Genomic DNA, 16195 nt, shown 5'->3' on the forward strand with positions numbered 1-16195 from the left:
GGAACCTGGTCCATGATGCAAACCTCCCGATGGGTGATCAGTCGGAACTGGAACGAAACACCCGCCTCACGCGAGGCATGGCCATGATGATGAGCAGCATCAGAACCGCATTCCGCACGAGTCCAAACCAGATCGAGGACTCGGGGGCGCCAGGGAATCGCGGCAGTCCGCAGCCGCAACCAGCCGTTGGGTCGACAACTGCCAGGACGAGGAGAACCATGCTTGCCAAGGCGATGAACAAGCCCGTCGCCATCAGCGCCGCCCGCTGCAAACGCTCGACCCAGAACAGCCATGCCACGCTCGCCTCGAAGGCGATGATCGCAAGAACGACCGCCTTCAGCCAAACGTCATGGATTGGAAGCAACGCATCGGTCAGTGATCGCAAGACACCGGCTGTTTCGTGTGGTGAGAGCGCCTTGCCGACGCTCGATACCAGGAGCACGAGCGAGAGAAAGGGCCGAATTGCGTTCCGAAGACGCCGGTCTTCTCGACAAAGATGATAATTGGGTTCTATCGCATCCACACGCACGGCACTCGACACGTCGGGCGTGTCGGGCGTGTCGGGCGTGTCAACCATTGAACAAACCCCCGATTGAGCCAATCTACTCATGCCGCCTGGTACGGTCAAGAGTGGGGTGAAGAAGTTGTGAGCATCAAAGTTGCCAGATACACCCCGTACGTCGCCAGCAGGGCGAGGCCCTCGAGCCGGTTGACGCGCCGCCCCGTCGCCATGATCGGGAAGATCGCCAGCGTCACGCCCAGCATCCACCAGCAGTCCGACTCCAGCAGCGCGGGCTGCACGGTGAGCGGGGAGATCAGTGACACGATGCCCAGGATCATGAGGATGTTGAAGAGGTTGGAGCCGATCAGGTTGCCGATCGCCACGTCGCTGCGCCCGCGGATTGCGGAGACCGCCGAAGCCACCACCTCGGGCAGACTGGTGCCCACGGAGACGATCGTCAACCCGATGATGCGCTCCGACCAGCCCAGCATCCGGGCCAGGTCCACTGCGCCGGACACGGTGAACGCCGCCCCTCGGTCCAGCAGCGCCACGCCCAGCACCACCAGCCCCGCGCAGATCCAGGGTCGCGGCTTTTCCCTGGCGGGCGAGAGTTCGGTGATCTCGGCGCGGAGCTCAAGATCCTCCGCCGCCGTCACCTGCTGCCGCACCAGCATCACCATGTAGACGGTGAACCCCACATACACGGCGAGGCAGAGTGCGGCATCAAGCCGGTTGATCGTGCCGTCCTGCGCGATGACCAGGCAGAGCAGGGTGACGATCGCCAGCACCGGGTACTCCAGCCGGATGGTGTTGCCCGTGATGCCCATGGGGCGGATGAGCGCGGCGAGACCGAGGATGAACGCCAGGTTGAAGATGTTGGAGCCGACCACGTTGGCGACAGCGATGTCCGCGCTGCCGCGCGACGCCGCGATCCCGCTCACCGCCAGCTCGGGCACCGAGGTTCCCGCCGCCACCACCGTCAGCCCGATGACCGCCGGGGTGAGCCGAAGCAGGGCGGCCAGCCCAACCGCGCCGCGCAGCAGGGCCTCGCCTCCGATCACCAGCAGAATCAGTCCCAGCAGCAGCAGTCCGAGCGACGACAGCACCGATCCGCACCTCCTTGCCCGACGCCCTGACCACGACCGGACGGAATCAACGGGGTTCACTGTATTCCCGGACCTCGGCTTCGCCACTCGACGCCCGGGTCCGGTTCGATCCGGGGGTGACTCGCCCCAGAAGTCGCGCGCATGCTTGTCACGCGCGCGATTCGTCGTGTACCATGTGGCGGGGCTTCTTCCCCGGCCCCACGCCTTTGTGATAAATGATCCCACACCATGAACACCACCAATGATCGTCCGTCCCTCGCCTCGGCGATCGAGGCGCTGTTGTCGTCGCTCACTCACGCGGTCCGGCACCAGCCGGAGGTCCGAAGCGCCCTGCACGAACTGGGGCGCTGGCTGGTCGATGCGACGCGATCCGATGGCGCCGGCTCCTCCAACCCGTTCGGCGGCAACGGCGCGTCGTCATCGTCGAGCGCGGCGCCCGCGCCGCCCCGACCCGCGTCAAGTTCGCCCTTCGCGCCGCGCGTGGTGCCGGTGTCCACGGTGGAGCGCGAGGTGCGCGTGGGCGACGCCCGCATCACCACCCGCGTGGCGGAGACTCAGGGCGGGGCGCGAATCGAGGCCTCGGACCTGACGCCCGACATCCGGGGCCCGCGGGTGATCATGGAGACGCCCGCCCACCGGCGCGCCGATCTGCTGACCATCGCCCGACGCGCCCGCCTCAAGGCCGAGGCGGCCCGCTGGGTGGCGCATCGCAACGTGGCTCTGGCCGAGGGCGAGATGACGCCCAACGAAGCGGCGGAGCGCGGCGCGGAGTTCATCCGTCAGGCCCGCACGATGGAAAGCTGCTGGCTGTGGATGCTCGACCCCTCGATGCCTCCCTACCAGGGCGAAGACCTCAACCGCGTCGCCGAGAACTACGAGACGCTGGCTCTCGCCGCCGAGATCGCCCAGCAGGTGCCCCAGGCGTGGCAGGCCGACCCGCCGGATGATGTGCTGTGCCACCTGATCGCCGAGGCCCAGTCGGCGGTGCGCGCCTCGCTGCTCGACATCGACCTGCGCAACGACACCGACCAGCTCGACCTGTACTGGTGGCTGCGCGATCAGACCGCGCCGGATCGGCTCTTCATCCGTCGTTTCATGAAGACCGACGACCCCGCCGATCCGGACAACTGGGCCGACCTGCGCAACCGCCTGGAGGCCTGGCTGGGCGACCACAAGCGCGAGACGGAGAACGACCGCGACCGTCGCAACCTGGTGGGCAAGGTGCGCTACCACGTGAATCGCGCCGTCGCCGCCACCGACGAATCGGAGATCATGGAGGAGTGGACGCAGGCGGGCAAGGCGATGGCGGAGTGGGTCGGCAGGGGCTACCCCCCCTCGGACCGCTCCATCTGCGATCTGCTCGTGCCCTACCTCGATCGCATTCCGGAGGAGCTCGAACTTCCGGACGAGGCGGAGCGCGTCATCGACGCCGCCGAAACCCTCGCCGATTCGCGCGAGCGCGTAGCGACCATCTCCATCGAGGGTCCGGCGGCGAAGCGATCAGCCGAGGTGGAGGAAGCCGCCCGGCTCCTCAAGGGCAAGGTGGTCGTGCTCATCGGCGGGTCGGAGCGCCCTCTCTCCAAGCGCATGCTGGAGCGCGACCTGGGGCTCAAGGAAATCCGCTGGCTCGCCAGCCGCCCGCATGAATCGATCGACTCGTTCATCCCCGAAATCACCCGCCCGGACGTGGACCTGGTGCTGCTGATGATCCGCTTCTCCAGCCACTCCTACGGCGACTTGGCGGAAATCTGCGCCAAGTACAACAAGCCCTTCGTCCGTCTCCCCAGCGGCTACGGCAGCAGCCAGGTGGCCCACCAGATTCTGCAGCAGGTGAGCGAGCGGCTTCGAGCGGAGATGAAGCCGGAAGTCGAGGTGGAGACGTGAGGAGCGACTCGCCGCGCAACCCACACCGGTCGCTGCCAAGTTTGCTAAATTGCTTTTCGCATCAATGGCGTGAATGTTGTTGAACTGATCGCCGCACACCCCGCACATCCCGCTCACTCCGCCAGCGGCGCCACCCAGATGTTGCGGAAGCGCACCGGGTCGCCGTGATCCTGCAGGGAGATCGGTCCCTTCGTTCCGTGCCGGCTGTAACTGGCCTTGCGGCGGTGGCTGGTGGCGCCGATCAACTCGACGTTGTCGTGAACTTTCACGCCGTTCCAGATCACCGTCACGCGGGCGGGCTTCGTCACGGCGCCGTCGTCGTCGAACACCGGGGCGTGAAACTCGATGTCGTACGAGTTCCACTCGCCCGGCTCGACCGCGGCGTTGAAGTCCGGCGGGCGCTGGCCGTACAGCGATGCGGCCATGCCGTCCGCGTAGGTGGCGTTCTTCCACGAGTCGAGCACCTGGATCTCGTATCGCCCGAAGAAGAACACCCCGCTGTTGCCCCGGCCCTGTCCCTCGCCGCGCACCTCCTTCGGGCTGGCCCACTCAATGTGCAGCCGGCACGAGCTGAAGTGTTCGATCGTCTCGATGCCGCCCCGGCGGACTTCCATGAATCCGTCGCCGATCGCCCAGGCGCCGCCCTTCCACGCTTCAAGATCGCTGCCGTCAAAGAGCACGATCGCCCCCTCGGGCGGCTGGGCATGAAGGTTCGGCCTGATCTTCTCGGCCTCGGCGCGCGGTGGCTGGGGTCGCTCGGGGTCATGCACGAACCACTTCTCGTCCAGTTTTTCGTCGTCGTAGCCGTGGACGGTGACTTCCTCGCCCCACGCGTCCCTGACCACCACCTTCTTGTCGCCCGCTGGCGCCGACGCGAAGGCCAGCAGCGAAGCGGCGGCCAGCGCAAAAGACAACGCGGAACCGATGGTGATGACGGATGCGGACATGGCGCGACCTCCTGCAATGCTCAATTGTAAGCCGGTGAAGCGGCTCCACGAATGCACGCCCGACGTTGCTGCGGCGCAGGGAGCAGGGCCGCCGCGCACTGGCCCGGGTTTCATGCGCCAGCCGCACGCCGACACCTGAGAATCGAAGCCCGAAAACCCGCAACGCCCTCACCCCCGCAGGGCGGCAAGGAGCGAGTCCAGCGCGATCGTCCGCTGGTCGTTGGTGTCGAGGTTCTTCACCACCACGTTGCCGTCCGCCAGTTCGGCGCCGAGGATGACGGCGTGCCGCGCCCGGCATCTGGCGGCGTCGCCCAGCAGTTTGCCCACGTTTCGCGTCTGCCTGGCGGTGGTGCGCACGTGCAGCCCCTCGCGGCGCAGGCGGGCCAGCAGCGGGGTCAACTCGTGCTCGGCCTGTTCATCGCCGGTGGAGATGATGAACGCATCAGGCCGCGGCAGGTAATGCTCGGCGGGCTGAAGCAGGCCCTTGTCCTCCAGCACCAGCCGAATGACCACATCCCCCATGGCGAAGCCCACGGCGGGCGTAGGCGGGCCGCCATAGAGGGCTACCAGCCCGTCGTAGCGCCCGCCGCCGGCGATGGCGCGTTCCTTGCCGGTGGCCTCGTGAATCTCGAAGACCGTGCCGGTGTAGTAGGCCAGCCCGCGGACGATGGAGAAATCGAACTCGCACCACCTGAGCACGGTGCGGTCATGCAGGCGCCTCGCCAGCTCGATCAGCCCGGCCACAGCGGGCTCGGCGGCGGCATCGACTGTCGCCGGTTCGTTCCCCTTCTCCAGCGCGGCGATGGCGCTGTTGATGACCTCCTGCCGCCGTGACAGGTTGGCTTGCAGCCGCGCCGCGTCCAGCCCGAGCGCGGCGGCCTCGCGGGCGAAGGCGTCGGCTTCCATCTTCTCCCTGCGGTCGAGCAGCACCATGGCGGGCTCGACACGATCGGCGGCCACGCCCGACGCCGTCAGGGCCTCCGCCAGCAGCCCGCGATGGCTGATACGGATGGTGATGTCCTTCGAGGGCAGCCCCATCACCTCCAGCGCGTTGACCGCTACCGCGATGACCTCGGCATCCGCGCGGGGCGAGGGGTCGCCGATGATGTCGGCGTTCCACTGCCAGAACTCGCGCAGCCGCCCGCGCTGGGGCCGTTCGGCGCGGAAGAAGTTGGGGATGCAGAACCAGCGCGTGGGGCTGGGCAGCGAACCGGCGCGGGCCGCATACATGCGCGCCAGGGTGGGCGTGAACTCGGGCCGCAGGGCGTACTCGGTGTCGCCGCCTTCGCGCTGGAAGCGGAAGAGCTGCGAGACAATTTCGTCGCCGCTCTTGACGGTGTAGAGGTCCAGATGCTCGAAGGTGGGACCGTCAATCTCCTCGAAGCCGTGGTTGATCGACACCGTGCGCCAGATGGATTCGAGGTGGCGGCGCACCGCCATATCGGGCGGGTAGAAGTCGCGCGTGCCTTTGGGCGGCTGGTACGTGTGCGATCGGGCGGCCATGGGGCGGAAGTGTAGGGGATGTGGTGATGTGGTGGTTTGGCGATGTGGCCATCTGGTGATTCGAGTGAGCAGTGTGCATGGGTGGCGCGACGCTCCGCGTCGCGCGTGTTCGTGTGCCACGGCCGTGTCGGCCATGCCGATGCGCGAGATTCGCACGGCGAGGGGTTCCTGCGATTGAACATCGCGGGCCGCTCGCACGGCTCACAGAGCCGTGGCACCGTCTCATACGAGCCGTGGTCTACGCGTCGCGTGCCTTCATGTGCCACGGCCGTGTCGGCCGTGCGGGAGACGTGCATCGTCAGGAGACGATCGAGTCGCGGGTGAACCGCACAGCGTGGGGACCGTGCCCGATCGGACGTCGTGGAACGCTCGCACGGCTCGCAGAGCCGTGGCACACGCGCGACGCGGAACGTCTCGCCACCCGCTACACCCGCAGAGCCGTCGGCCCCACCGACACCACCGTAAAGGGGCACGGCTCGCAGAGCCGTGGCACACGCGCGACGCGGAACGTCGCGCCACCCGCTATACCCGCAGAGCCGTCGGCCCCACCGACACCACCGTGAAGGGGCCGAAGTTCCGCCTCGCCAGGTAGGCGTTCAGTCCATCCAGCGTCAGTTCATCCACGGCCCGGGCAATTTCATCCAGCGTGCGGGCGCGTCCCAGCCGGTGAAAGTCACGCGCGATGGCGCCGGCCCGCGCGCTGGTCGATTCACCCTGCATCACCAGGCGGCTTTTGAGCCCGACGACGGCGCGGCGGAACTCCTCGATCGTCACGCCCTGCTCCAGCCGCTTCATCTCCGCCAGGCACACATCGAGCGTCTCCTGGGCCCGCTCGGGAGTGGTGCCGGAGTAGATGGTCAGCACGCCGCGCTCGCGCTCCGCCCCGTAACTGGCCCCGACTGAGTAGCACAGCGAGCGCTTCTCGCGCACCTCGGTGAAGAGCCGTCCGGACATGCCGCCGCTGAGCACGGCGACGGCGAGCCGCTCGAGCATGGCGCCTTCATCCGCCTCGCGCGGCGCGTCGCAGGCGATGCCGATGTGAACCTGCGCACTGGGCTGCTCGACGTGATGGATGCCGCCCTGGGCCGGAGCGGTCTCCACCGGCTCTCCGCACGCGCCTCTCCAGCCGGTCAGCGACGCGTCGAGAATTGCCGCCGCCTGATCCACGTCCACCGCGCCGGCCAGCGCCACGATCGTGCCCCGCGGCACGCAGCGGGTCTTCCACGCGCGGCGGACATCGTCGATGGTCATGGCGTTGATGGCGTCGATCTCGCCGTACCCGTGCCGGTTGAAGGGCGCTGGCACGTGCCGCTCGCGGAGCCGGATCATGGCCTCGTGCTGCGGGTCGTCCTTGATGCCCTCGATCGCCTGCACGCACAGCGACTGGACGGGTTCGAGCGCCTCCGCCGGCAGCAGAGGGTCGCGGGCGACGGCGGCGAACAGGGGCAGGGCGGCGGGCACGTTCGATCCCAGCATGGTCGCCGAGATTGTCAGGTGATGCACGCCCACGCTGCTGGAGCGCTCCACGCCCACGCGGTCGAGGGCATCGCTGTGCTCGCGGCTGGTTAGGCCGCCCGCGCCGCGCGCGGTGAACTCGTTGAGGACCGCCGACTCGCCCTGACGGGACTCCGGATCACCCGCGGCCCCGGCGGGAAACTTCCATGTCAACGCGGCGGAGGCCGCCCCAGGCATGGGCTCCACGAGCAGGTCAAGGCCGCAGGCGAGCGTGCGATGAACGATCTGAGGCATGGTGGATCCCGGCGGCTCGGAAAATCGGGCGATGAGGCGTGGACTATAGAAGCTCTTCCGAAGGAAGAGGGAGGCGAACCACCCGGCTACGATTGCCCGTCATGCGAACCCCGGCCGCGCGAAAGCGCTGCCCGCGGAGGATTCCCTTCATGCTCCCCAGGCGTCCCCCCCGACCGGGCCAGGTCGGCTACCTCTTCATTCCGCCGTACCGCGTGCAGGGCCTGAGCGTGGCGGGCGAGGAGACGTGCGTCCAGATTCCCGAGCTGGATGTCGCCTTCGACATCGGCATGTGCCCGCGCATCGCGCTGTCGTCGCCCACGATCGCGCTGAGCCACGCGCATATGGATCACATCGGCGGTCTGCCGTACTACTTCAGCCAGCGGCACTTCCACAAGATGGGCATGGGTCGGTGCGTCTGCCCGGAGCCGATCGCCGGCCCGCTGCGCGGCATGATGCAGGCGTGGGTGCCTCTGGAGGCCCAGCGCACCCCGCATGAGATCGTCGGTCTGGCGCCCGGGCAGCAGATCCAGGTGAAGAACAACGTCTTCCTGCGCGGCGTGGCCACCAGCCACACGGTGCCGTCGCTGGGCTACGTGCTCATCGAACGTCGGACGAAGCTCAAGGAGGAGTTCCTCGATCTGCCGCAGACGCGCCTGCGCGAGTTGAAGCAGGAGGGTGTGGAGATCACCCGCACCATCGAGATACCGCTGGTGGCGTACACCGGCGACACGGAAATCTGCCCCGGACTGTTCACGCCCGAGTTCGCCAAGGCGAAGATCGTGATCACCGAATGCACCTTCTTCGAGCGCGGACACCGCGACCGGTCCAAGATCGGCAAGCACCTGCACGCCGACGACCTGAGCGCGCTGATGGATGCGTGGGAGGCGGAGCACGTGGTGGTAGTGCATGTGTCGCGGCGCACCAACCTGGCGCAGGCCCGCGCCGCGGTGCGCCACCCGACCGCGGGCGAGCGGCTGCACTTCCTGATGGACCACCGCGCCAACCAGGCGCGCTACGAGCGCCAGGTCGAGGCGATGGGTCCGCCGGTCGATGAGCCGGAGGAATCCGAGACGGATTCCGACGCGGAAAACTCCGGGGATTCGTGACATGTCCCGAGTTTGCGTGCGGCAACAGTTGACGGGGGCGCGGGCGCGTCGTACATTCCACAACAACCCGACCGCACGTCGTGGAGGATCGAAGGTCGGTGGGACCTGAGACGACGTGCGGCCGAGCACCTGCTTCGCATTACCGCTTTCGCTCCGACGTGGCGACCATGGCTGACTCCGCGCTTGAGGTCAGAAATGCTGTCATTGCGCATCTCCGGCGACATCACCCGGACATGTGCCGCCACTGGTTTGATGACATCAAGCCAGTGGATCTGGACGGCGGCACCCTGCGCCTGCTCGTCAACGAGCCGGTGCAGAAGAAGTACCTCGAACGCTCCTGCATCAACCAGTTCAACGAGGCGGCCCAGGCGGTGACGGACCGCCTGCTGGCGGTGCGCTTCGTGGACGAGGAGGAGGCCCAGTCCGCCATCGTGCGCAGCGCCAGGCGACGGGGCGGCGGCGCTCAGACGGATGGCGCGTCGGCCGCGGCGCCTCGCTCACGCGCCGTCGCCGGGCTGAATGGCCACGGCATCCCCGGCTACGACGAGATGATCCTCAGCCCGGATTACACCTTCGACCAGTTCGTGGTCGGACCGGGCAATCGACTGGCCCACGCCGCCGCCCAGGCCGTGGCCCAGAAACCCGGTGAGTCGTACAACCCCTACTTCATCCACGGCGGTCCGGGGCTGGGCAAGACGCACCTGCTGCAGGCCATGTGCCAGACGATCATGCGCGAGTTCCCCGACAAGCGCATCTACTACGTCTCCTGCGAGAGCTTCATCAACCAGTTCATGGAGTCGGTGGCCGAAGGCGAGATGCTGCAGTTCCGCACCCGCTTCCGCAACGTGGACGTGCTGATCATCGACGACATCCACTGCCTGTCGCAGCGCGACCGCACGCAGGAGGAGTTCTTCCACACCTTCAACACGCTCTACCAGGCGGGCCGGCAGATCGTGCTCTCCTCCGACGCCGCCCCGGCGGAGATCCCGCACCTGGAGGAGCGGCTGGTGAGCCGCTTCTCCTCCGGCCTGGTCGTCCACGTGGACAAGCCCTGCTACGAGACGCGCGTGGCCATCCTCAAGAAGAAAGCCGCCCTGCGCGAACTCCCTCTGCCTGATGACGTGGCCGCCTATGTGGCCTCGGCCATCGACACCAACATCCGTGAGCTGGAAGGCGCCATCAAGACGCTGGGCATGATCGCCACCGTGGCGGGTCGGCCCATCGACCTGGACATGGCCCGCGAGGCCCTGGGCGCCGCGCGGGGCGGGTCGGAGGCCGCTCAGCAGCCCACGGTGCAGGAGATCATCGAGCAGGTGTGCGAGTACTACGACGTGAAACTCGCCGACCTGCTCTCCAAGCGCAAGTACAAGTCCATCGCCGAGCCGAGGCAGATCTGCATGTGGCTGGCCCGCACCCTGACGCGATACTCCCTCGAGGAGATCGGCGGGTACTTCGGCGGGCGTGATCACACCACCGTCCTGCATGCCATCAAGGCCATCGAGCGCAAGCGCGAAATGGACGACCGCATCACGCGCGACCTGGCCCATCTCACCAGCGCGCTGAGCAGGCAGGATCTTGCGGCGGCGTAGTCCGGAACCCGATGCACCCACCAGATCAGGGGTCGGAAAAGCCAAGGTCCGAATTTCATTCGGATGTTGATAACCTGTCGTGTGACCGACGATTGAGGTGTGGTGACAGGTCAACCAGAACCGCCGGACCCTATCATCGAAGGACCGGGGTTTCGACTCACGCGACAACGCGACCAAACCAACCCCGACTGTCGAACCAGATGACAGGTTTTATGGCGGCTTGTCGCCAGTAAGTCGTGATTTTGCGGTGGTTTATGTGTGGTCTCCCGGGTTTTCCACAAACTGTCGACGCTTCTCTCGAAGAGGGTGAGGAGAATTCCATTCCATCCTCTCCAGAGAGATCATCATCCCGTACCGACAACCTTGCGACGGGACCCAAAGTCAACCCCAGGCCACGCGGAATCCGTTGTGGATGACCTGTGGAAATGTGGATGACCCGACCACGGATCATCGTTTCCGGTTCCGCGCCATCGGCTGACAGGTCGGGCAGTAGACGGTGGTTCGCTGCGCTACGGTGATCGATCGCAGTCGACTGTCGCACCCGAGACATGGTTCTCCGCCCCGACCGTAGACGCGATGCCGCCAGGCGAACTCGCCTGGCCGACCCTCAGCATCGACGTAGTCGCGCAAGGTCGACCCGCCTGATCGAAGGGCCTCCCCCATCACCGTCCGGATGGCGTCGGCCAGTCGCTCCCAGTCTGACATCTGGAGCAACGCCGCCCGCCGCATCGGATGAATGCCCGCCCGGTGCAAGGCCTCGTCCGCGTAGATGTTGCCCACCCCGGCGACGGCGTGCTGATCGAGCAGGGCGGCCTTGACGGCGCGGCGGGAGGCGCCGAGCCGCGTCATCAGGTCGGCGGGCGTGACCGCGAGAGCGTCCGGCCCCAGTTCGGTCCAGCGACTGGCGAGCAGTTCTTCGCGCGAATCGATGCACCACAATCCCCCGAAACGCCTCGGGTCGCGGAAGATCATGGCGCTGGTTCGTCCGCCCGGCCTGTGCAGGCGCCAGATGCAATGGACGTGGTCGAGCGAGTCCGGCTCCTCCAGCGCGGCGTACGGCGCTGCGTCGGGAGTGGTGCGTGGAGCGACGCTGGGGGTGGCGCGACGCGGAGCGTCGCGCGGGTCCGGCCTCACAAACAAGCGTCCCGTCATGCCCAGGTGAATGACCAGCACGCCGCCGGAGTCGGCGAGTATCGCCAGCTGCTTGCCGCGGCGATCAAGTCCGATGATGCGCCGTCCCGCGAGCAGTCGGACCGGGTCGACCCGCCCCCGCTTGGGGGCGCGCACGATGCTTCTCCGGCGCAGATTGACGGTCCCAACCACTGCGCCCACCACGAGCGGTTCGAGGGTGCGGCGCAGATGTTCGACTTCGGGCAGTTCAGGCACGGCGGTGCATCCGGCAGCGAGCGAAGAGGTACCCCTCTCGCCGGGAGGGTCGTCAAACAGTACCACTGATGCGCCGGGAGACGTGTGCCACGGCCGTGTCGGCCGTGCGATCGACCCGGAGCGTTTGATCGCGATTGAACCCCAGGCCGTGCGGTTTCCTTCCGACTCAATCGCTTCATTCGCCGCACGTCCACCGTGGGCCTGCACGGCCGAGACGGCCGTGGCGCACGCACGACTCGGTGCGTCGCGCCGCCGGACCATCGCGCGACCCGAGTATACTGCTCCGACTACGCCACGCCGGATGCCTGTTCGGCCCCACCCGGAGGACCGCATGACCGACCCACTCGCCGCCAAGTCCGCCGTCCGCTCGACCGACGCCCACGCCGCCGCGGGCGAGGTGAAGGATGCCTACGCGCGGCTCCGGGACGAGGTTCACAAGGTGATCGTGGGGCAGGACGACGTGCTCGATCAGCTGCTGGTGGCGCTGTTCTGCGGCGGTCATGCGATCGTCGTCGGCGTACCGGGTCTGGCCAAGACGCTGCTCATCTCCACGGTGGCGCGCACGCTGTCGCTGGGCTTCTCGCGGGTGCAGTTCACGCCTGACCTGATGCCCTCGGACATGACGGGCACGGAGATCATCGAGGAGGACAAGACCACCGGCGCCCGCGAGCTGCGCTTCGTGAAGGGTCCGATCTTCTCGAACGTCATCCTCGCCGACGAGATCAACCGCACGCCGCCCAAGACGCAGGCCGCCCTGCTCGAGGCCATGCAGGAGAAGCAGGTCACGGTGGCGGGCGTGCAGCACAAGCTTCCCCGGCCGTTCTTCGTGCTGGCGACGCAGAACCCCATTGAGCAGGAAGGCACCTACCCGCTGCCCGAGGCCCAGCTCGACCGCTTCATGTTCAACGTGCTCATCGGATACCCGACGGAAGAGCAGGAACTGCAGATCGTGCAGCGCACCACCGCGGCGGAGGAGCAGAACGTCCAGCCCGTGCTCACGGGCGATGATGTGGAGCGCATCCAGCACCTGGTGCGACAGGTGCCCGTGGCCGACCACGTGGTGCGATACGCGCTGCGACTGGTGCGGGCCACGCGGGTGCGCGACAACCCCGACCCGCTGCCCATCGTGCGCAACTACCTGGGCTGGGGCGCGGGTCCGCGGGCCAGCCAGTACCTGGTGCTGGCGGCGAAGGCGCGGGCGATCCTCTCCGGCGCCTCGCACGTGATGCCCGAGCACATCCGATCCGTCGCCCTGCCCGTGCTGCGACACCGCATCATCACCAACTTCAACGCCGAGGCGGACGGCGTGACCACCGACGACGTGGTGAAGACGCTGCTCAAGGAAATCCCCGTGGAGGGGACGGACGCGAAGACGGCGAAGCAGATGGATGCGGTGATGCGGTAGGGGGCGGGGTTCGCGCATCTCAAAGAACCGTCGCGCCGTGGATGCTGGTGTGCCACGGCCGTCTCGGCCGTGTGTTCGCGCGGGAGGCGTGCGGCGGCGGAATCGATCCAGTCGTACAGGAATCGCACGGTGTGGGGTCTCCGCGTTTTCGATCATCGGGGGCCGCTCACACGGCCGACACGGCCGTGGCACACATCATCGAGGGCCGCTCGCACGGCCGACACGGCCGTGGCACACATCATCGTGGGCCGCGCGCACGGTCGACACGGCCGTGGCACACGGCAGTTCATCCGCGACCACATCGGCTTGCCGCACCCGCGCAATCCCGCGGCGCGTGAACCTCGCGCCTGAAGCCGGATCGTCGGTGATTCCAGAAAAAAACTTCGCTCGACGCTCGTCGAGGAATCGCGCGATTCCTCGTCTCTTGGCCGCTCCCGGATGCTGCGCTTCACCCCTGGGGTGTCGCCGCATTCGGAGCACGTCATGTCCACCCTCGCCCCCTTCGCCGGCATTCCGCTCAATGAAGCGCTGCTTCGCCACCTGATCGACCACCACGAGCGCGTCCGCCTGCCGCGCTTCGAGCGGCTCTGGCGCTACTTCCGCAACGAACTCGCGCCGCCCGCGACGGACGGGCAGGACCGCACCCCGCCCGCGCAGCGCGTGGGGCTCCCCAGGCGACTGCAGTCAACGCGTCGCCCGGGCGCGGATGATCGCACGCAGCGCGAGGTGGTCATCGAGAACGACATTGGCTGGCGCATTCATGCGCTCGTGGACTTCATGTTCCCCGCCGCCCCACGGCTCGTGAGCACCGCGCCCGACCCGGCCCGCCGGCGCGAGATCGAAGCGATGCTCGAGCGCCTCATCGACGCCAACGGCGGGGTGATGCTCTGGCAGGACGCCGCCCTGCTCGGCAGCGTGTACGGACACGTCGATCTGCTCATCGATGCCGACGCACTCTTCGCCATCCGTCCCGAGCGTGCGGGCGAGGCGCGTTCATCACGCGGCGTTGACACGAACCCAAGCACGCGCCCCACCGCCAGCCCCACCACAAGTCCCCCACGGGATCGACCGGGAGACGCCGCGCCAGGGCTTTCCGCCCGCAGCCGGGCGCTGTCGCCCGAGACCCTGCTCCACATCGAGGCGGTCGAGGCGCCCCGGTCGATCCCGCTTCTTTCGCCCCACGACTACCGGGCGCTCGACGCCTTCATCATCCACTTCGAACAACCGAAGCACGCGGTGACGCAGGGCTCGTTCCTCGCGCGGCTGCTGGCCAGCCGATTCGTCTCGCGCGATGTGCTTCGTTCGCAGCGCGCCACCACCACCGTCACCGAGATCCGATCATCCACGCACCGTCAGCGCTACGAGGACGGCCGCCTCGTCGAGGAAACCCGCAATCCGCTGGGCCGCCTGCCCGTCGTGCACATTCAGAATCTCAGCCAGCCGTTGGCGTGGGAAGGGCTGTCGGACGTGGAGCCGCTCATCCCACTGCAGGACGAACTCAACACCCGTCTCTCCGACCGGGCCAACCGCGTCACCATGCAGTCCTTCCGCATGTGGCTGGGCAAGGGCATCGAGGGCTTCATCGACCGGCCCGTCGGCCCCGGGCAGATGTGGATGACCGACAACGAGAACGCCTCGATCGAGTCCTTCGGCGGCGACGCCGACAGCCCCAGCGAACGCCAGCACATCGAGGATCTGCGCGAGGCGCTCGACAAGGCCTCGGGCGTCACGCCCGCGGCGGCGGGGCACATCAAGGCCAAGGTCGGCAACCTCACCTCGGAAAACGCCCTGCGCATCTCGCTCATGGGCACCATCGCCAAGGTGAAGCGCAAGCGCATCACCTACGGACGCGGCATCGCCCAGACCTGCGAACTGGCGCTCGAGGCGCTCCATCGCTCCGGGCACTTCCGCACCGAAGCCAACGAGCGCGGCGTCGAGATCGCCTGGCCGGACCCCCTGCCCGCGGATGAGACGCGGCGATTGCAGGATGCGCTCCTCAAGGCCCAGCTCGGCGTGCCGCACGAGACGCTCCGCGCGGAACTTGGGTACGGAGAAAGGGGTGAGGCGTGAGCCATCGGCCACCAGGGGGAGGACAGGAGAACAGGGCAGGTCAGGTTGTCGAGGCCCGCCGCGACGAATCCCGACCAGGCGACCCGACGGTGAGATTGTCAACGCGTCACCCCACCCTGCTTCTGAATCCGGAACTCACTCACCCCTCATCCCTCAGTCCTCTCCATCCCGGAGCCGCCATGTCCACCGAACCGATCAGCACCAACCCCGACCCTGCCGCCCGCATCGCCGAACTGGAGCGTCAGCTCACCGAGGCGAATGAACGAGCCGCATCCATCGAGCGGACCCACCGCATCAACGACCTGCTGCGCGAGGCGCGGGCCATCGACCTCGACACCGCGCGTCTGCTGGTGGAGCGCGCCATGACCAGCGATGCGACGCGCGACGCCAAGGCGATCGTCGCCGACCTGATGGCGGGCAAGCCGTTCCTCTTCGCGCCCGACGGGCCGACGGACGGCGCGTCATCGACGCGATCCGTGAAGCATCGCACGGGCGTGATGGCGCCGCGATCGACTGACCATCTGACCTCGCCGCTCGTCGAGGCGGCGGACGAAGCACGCATCACAGGCAAGCGCGGCGACGTGCTCCGCTACCTGCGCCTGCGCCGCGCCCGGTAGCCCCGGGCTCGGAGGTCGAGCCGTCAGCCGTCATCCGTCTGGTAGGACGGGTTGAGGGCTCGAAACCCGCCGCGGCGAATCCCGACCAGGCGACCCGATGGTGGGCCTCGCGGACTCGACCCACCCTGCTCGGAGCCCCACCCCCGGAACTCGGAACTCACTCAGCACGCAGCACCCAGCACTCAGCACTCCCCTCCCCCACCCCCCACACAAGGAACCCACACCATGTCCTTCACCGGAAAGGCCACCTACTCCGCCGGCGCCGCGCTTCCTGAAATCGCGGAAGACGTGAGCGACCTGATCGGCATCGTCAGCCCGCACGAGACGCCGC

The 16195-nt window shown here is 67.7% G+C and carries 12 protein-coding genes; 6 read left to right on the plus strand and 6 right to left on the minus strand.

Going from position 1 to position 16195, the window contains the following annotated elements; translation table 11 throughout:
• Nucleotides 1–37: 37 nt before the first annotated feature.
• Together HRU76_05820 and HRU76_05825 are read right to left on the minus strand one after the other, a co-directional pair.
• The gene (locus HRU76_05820) at nt 38–577 is read right to left on the minus strand and encodes a hypothetical protein (GenBank protein ID QOJ17119.1); all 540 of its coding nucleotides are present in this window, start codon (nt 575–577) and stop codon (nt 38–40) included.
• 47 nt (nt 578–624) lie between these two features.
• Entirely contained in the window at nt 625–1608 is a 984-nt protein-coding gene (locus tag HRU76_05825) for a calcium/sodium antiporter (GenBank protein ID QOJ17120.1), read from the minus strand.
• 228 nt (nt 1609–1836) lie between these two features.
• On the opposite strand from HRU76_05825, the gene HRU76_05830 reads away from it, so the two are divergent.
• The gene (locus HRU76_05830; GenBank protein ID QOJ17121.1) at nt 1837–3492 is read left to right on the plus strand and encodes a hypothetical protein; all 1656 of its coding nucleotides are present in this window, start codon (nt 1837–1839) and stop codon (nt 3490–3492) included.
• Nucleotides 3493–3605: 113 nt separating this feature from the next.
• Here the strand turns inward: HRU76_05830 and HRU76_05835 are convergent, their stop codons facing one another.
• The 3 genes from HRU76_05835 to HRU76_05845 all read right to left on the minus strand — a co-directional run bounded on the left by HRU76_05835 (nt 3606) and on the right by HRU76_05845 (nt 7691).
• Entirely contained in the window at nt 3606–4439 is an 834-nt protein-coding gene (locus HRU76_05835; protein QOJ17122.1) for a DUF1080 domain-containing protein, read from the minus strand.
• 168 nt (nt 4440–4607) lie between these two features.
• Nucleotides 4608–5942: a histidine--tRNA ligase gene (locus HRU76_05840; GenBank protein QOJ17123.1), complete on the minus strand. Its 1335-nt coding sequence runs from the start codon at nt 5940–5942 to the stop codon at nt 4608–4610.
• Between the two features lie 522 nt (nt 5943–6464).
• A complete protein-coding gene (locus tag HRU76_05845; GenBank protein ID QOJ17124.1) occupies nt 6465–7691 on the minus strand; it encodes an insulinase family protein in 1227 nt (408 codons plus the stop codon).
• A gap of 149 nt (nt 7692–7840) precedes the next feature.
• Between HRU76_05845 and HRU76_05850 the strand changes: the two genes are divergently transcribed.
• Nucleotides 7841–8797 carry a ribonuclease Z gene (locus HRU76_05850; GenBank protein QOJ17125.1) on the plus strand — a complete coding sequence of 319 codons (957 nt, stop codon included), beginning with the start codon at nt 7841–7843 and terminating at the stop codon, nt 8795–8797.
• 167 nt (nt 8798–8964) lie between these two features.
• A complete protein-coding gene (dnaA, locus tag HRU76_05855) occupies nt 8965–10386 on the plus strand; it encodes a chromosomal replication initiator protein DnaA (GenBank protein ID QOJ17126.1) in 1422 nt (473 codons plus the stop codon).
• Between the two features lie 447 nt (nt 10387–10833).
• Here dnaA and mutM read toward each other — a convergent pair whose 3' ends face one another.
• Nucleotides 10834–11772, minus strand: a complete 939-nt coding sequence (gene mutM / locus HRU76_05860) for a bifunctional DNA-formamidopyrimidine glycosylase/DNA-(apurinic or apyrimidinic site) lyase (protein ID QOJ17127.1) — start codon at nt 11770–11772, stop codon at nt 10834–10836.
• 331 nt (nt 11773–12103) lie between these two features.
• On the opposite strand from mutM, the gene HRU76_05865 reads away from it, so the two are divergent.
• From HRU76_05865 to HRU76_05875, 3 genes are all read left to right on the plus strand, one after another.
• The gene (locus tag HRU76_05865; protein ID QOJ17128.1) at nt 12104–13177 is read left to right on the plus strand and encodes a MoxR family ATPase; all 1074 of its coding nucleotides are present in this window, start codon (nt 12104–12106) and stop codon (nt 13175–13177) included.
• 483 nt (nt 13178–13660) lie between these two features.
• The gene (locus HRU76_05870) at nt 13661–15247 is read left to right on the plus strand and encodes a phage portal protein (GenBank protein QOJ17129.1); all 1587 of its coding nucleotides are present in this window, start codon (nt 13661–13663) and stop codon (nt 15245–15247) included.
• 179 nt (nt 15248–15426) lie between these two features.
• The gene (locus tag HRU76_05875) at nt 15427–15864 is read left to right on the plus strand and encodes a hypothetical protein (GenBank protein QOJ17130.1); all 438 of its coding nucleotides are present in this window, start codon (nt 15427–15429) and stop codon (nt 15862–15864) included.
• Nucleotides 15865–16195 lie beyond the last annotated feature (331 nt).

It is taken from the genome of Phycisphaeraceae bacterium (assembly GCA_015709595.1).
Lineage (GTDB): Bacteria > Planctomycetota > Phycisphaerae > Phycisphaerales > SM1A02 > CAADGA01.

Coding starts and splice junctions, on each gene's coding strand:
- HRU76_05865 (QOJ17128.1), top strand. CDS start 12,104: ATGACCGACCCACTCGCCGCCAAGTCCGCCGTCCGCTCGACCGACGCC.
- HRU76_05830 (QOJ17121.1), top strand. CDS start 1,837: ATGAACACCACCAATGATCGTCCGTCCCTCGCCTCGGCGATCGAGGCG.
- HRU76_05840 (QOJ17123.1), bottom strand. CDS start 5,942: ATGGCCGCCCGATCGCACACGTACCAGCCGCCCAAAGGCACGCGCGAC.
- dnaA (QOJ17126.1), top strand. CDS start 8,965: ATGGCTGACTCCGCGCTTGAGGTCAGAAATGCTGTCATTGCGCATCTC.
- HRU76_05835 (QOJ17122.1), bottom strand. CDS start 4,439: ATGTCCGCATCCGTCATCACCATCGGTTCCGCGTTGTCTTTTGCGCTG.
- HRU76_05850 (QOJ17125.1), top strand. CDS start 7,841: ATGCTCCCCAGGCGTCCCCCCCGACCGGGCCAGGTCGGCTACCTCTTC.
- HRU76_05820 (QOJ17119.1), bottom strand. CDS start 577: ATGGTTGACACGCCCGACACGCCCGACACGCCCGACGTGTCGAGTGCC.
- HRU76_05870 (QOJ17129.1), top strand. CDS start 13,661: ATGTCCACCCTCGCCCCCTTCGCCGGCATTCCGCTCAATGAAGCGCTG.
- HRU76_05875 (QOJ17130.1), top strand. CDS start 15,427: ATGTCCACCGAACCGATCAGCACCAACCCCGACCCTGCCGCCCGCATC.
- HRU76_05845 (QOJ17124.1), bottom strand. CDS start 7,691: ATGCCTCAGATCGTTCATCGCACGCTCGCCTGCGGCCTTGACCTGCTC.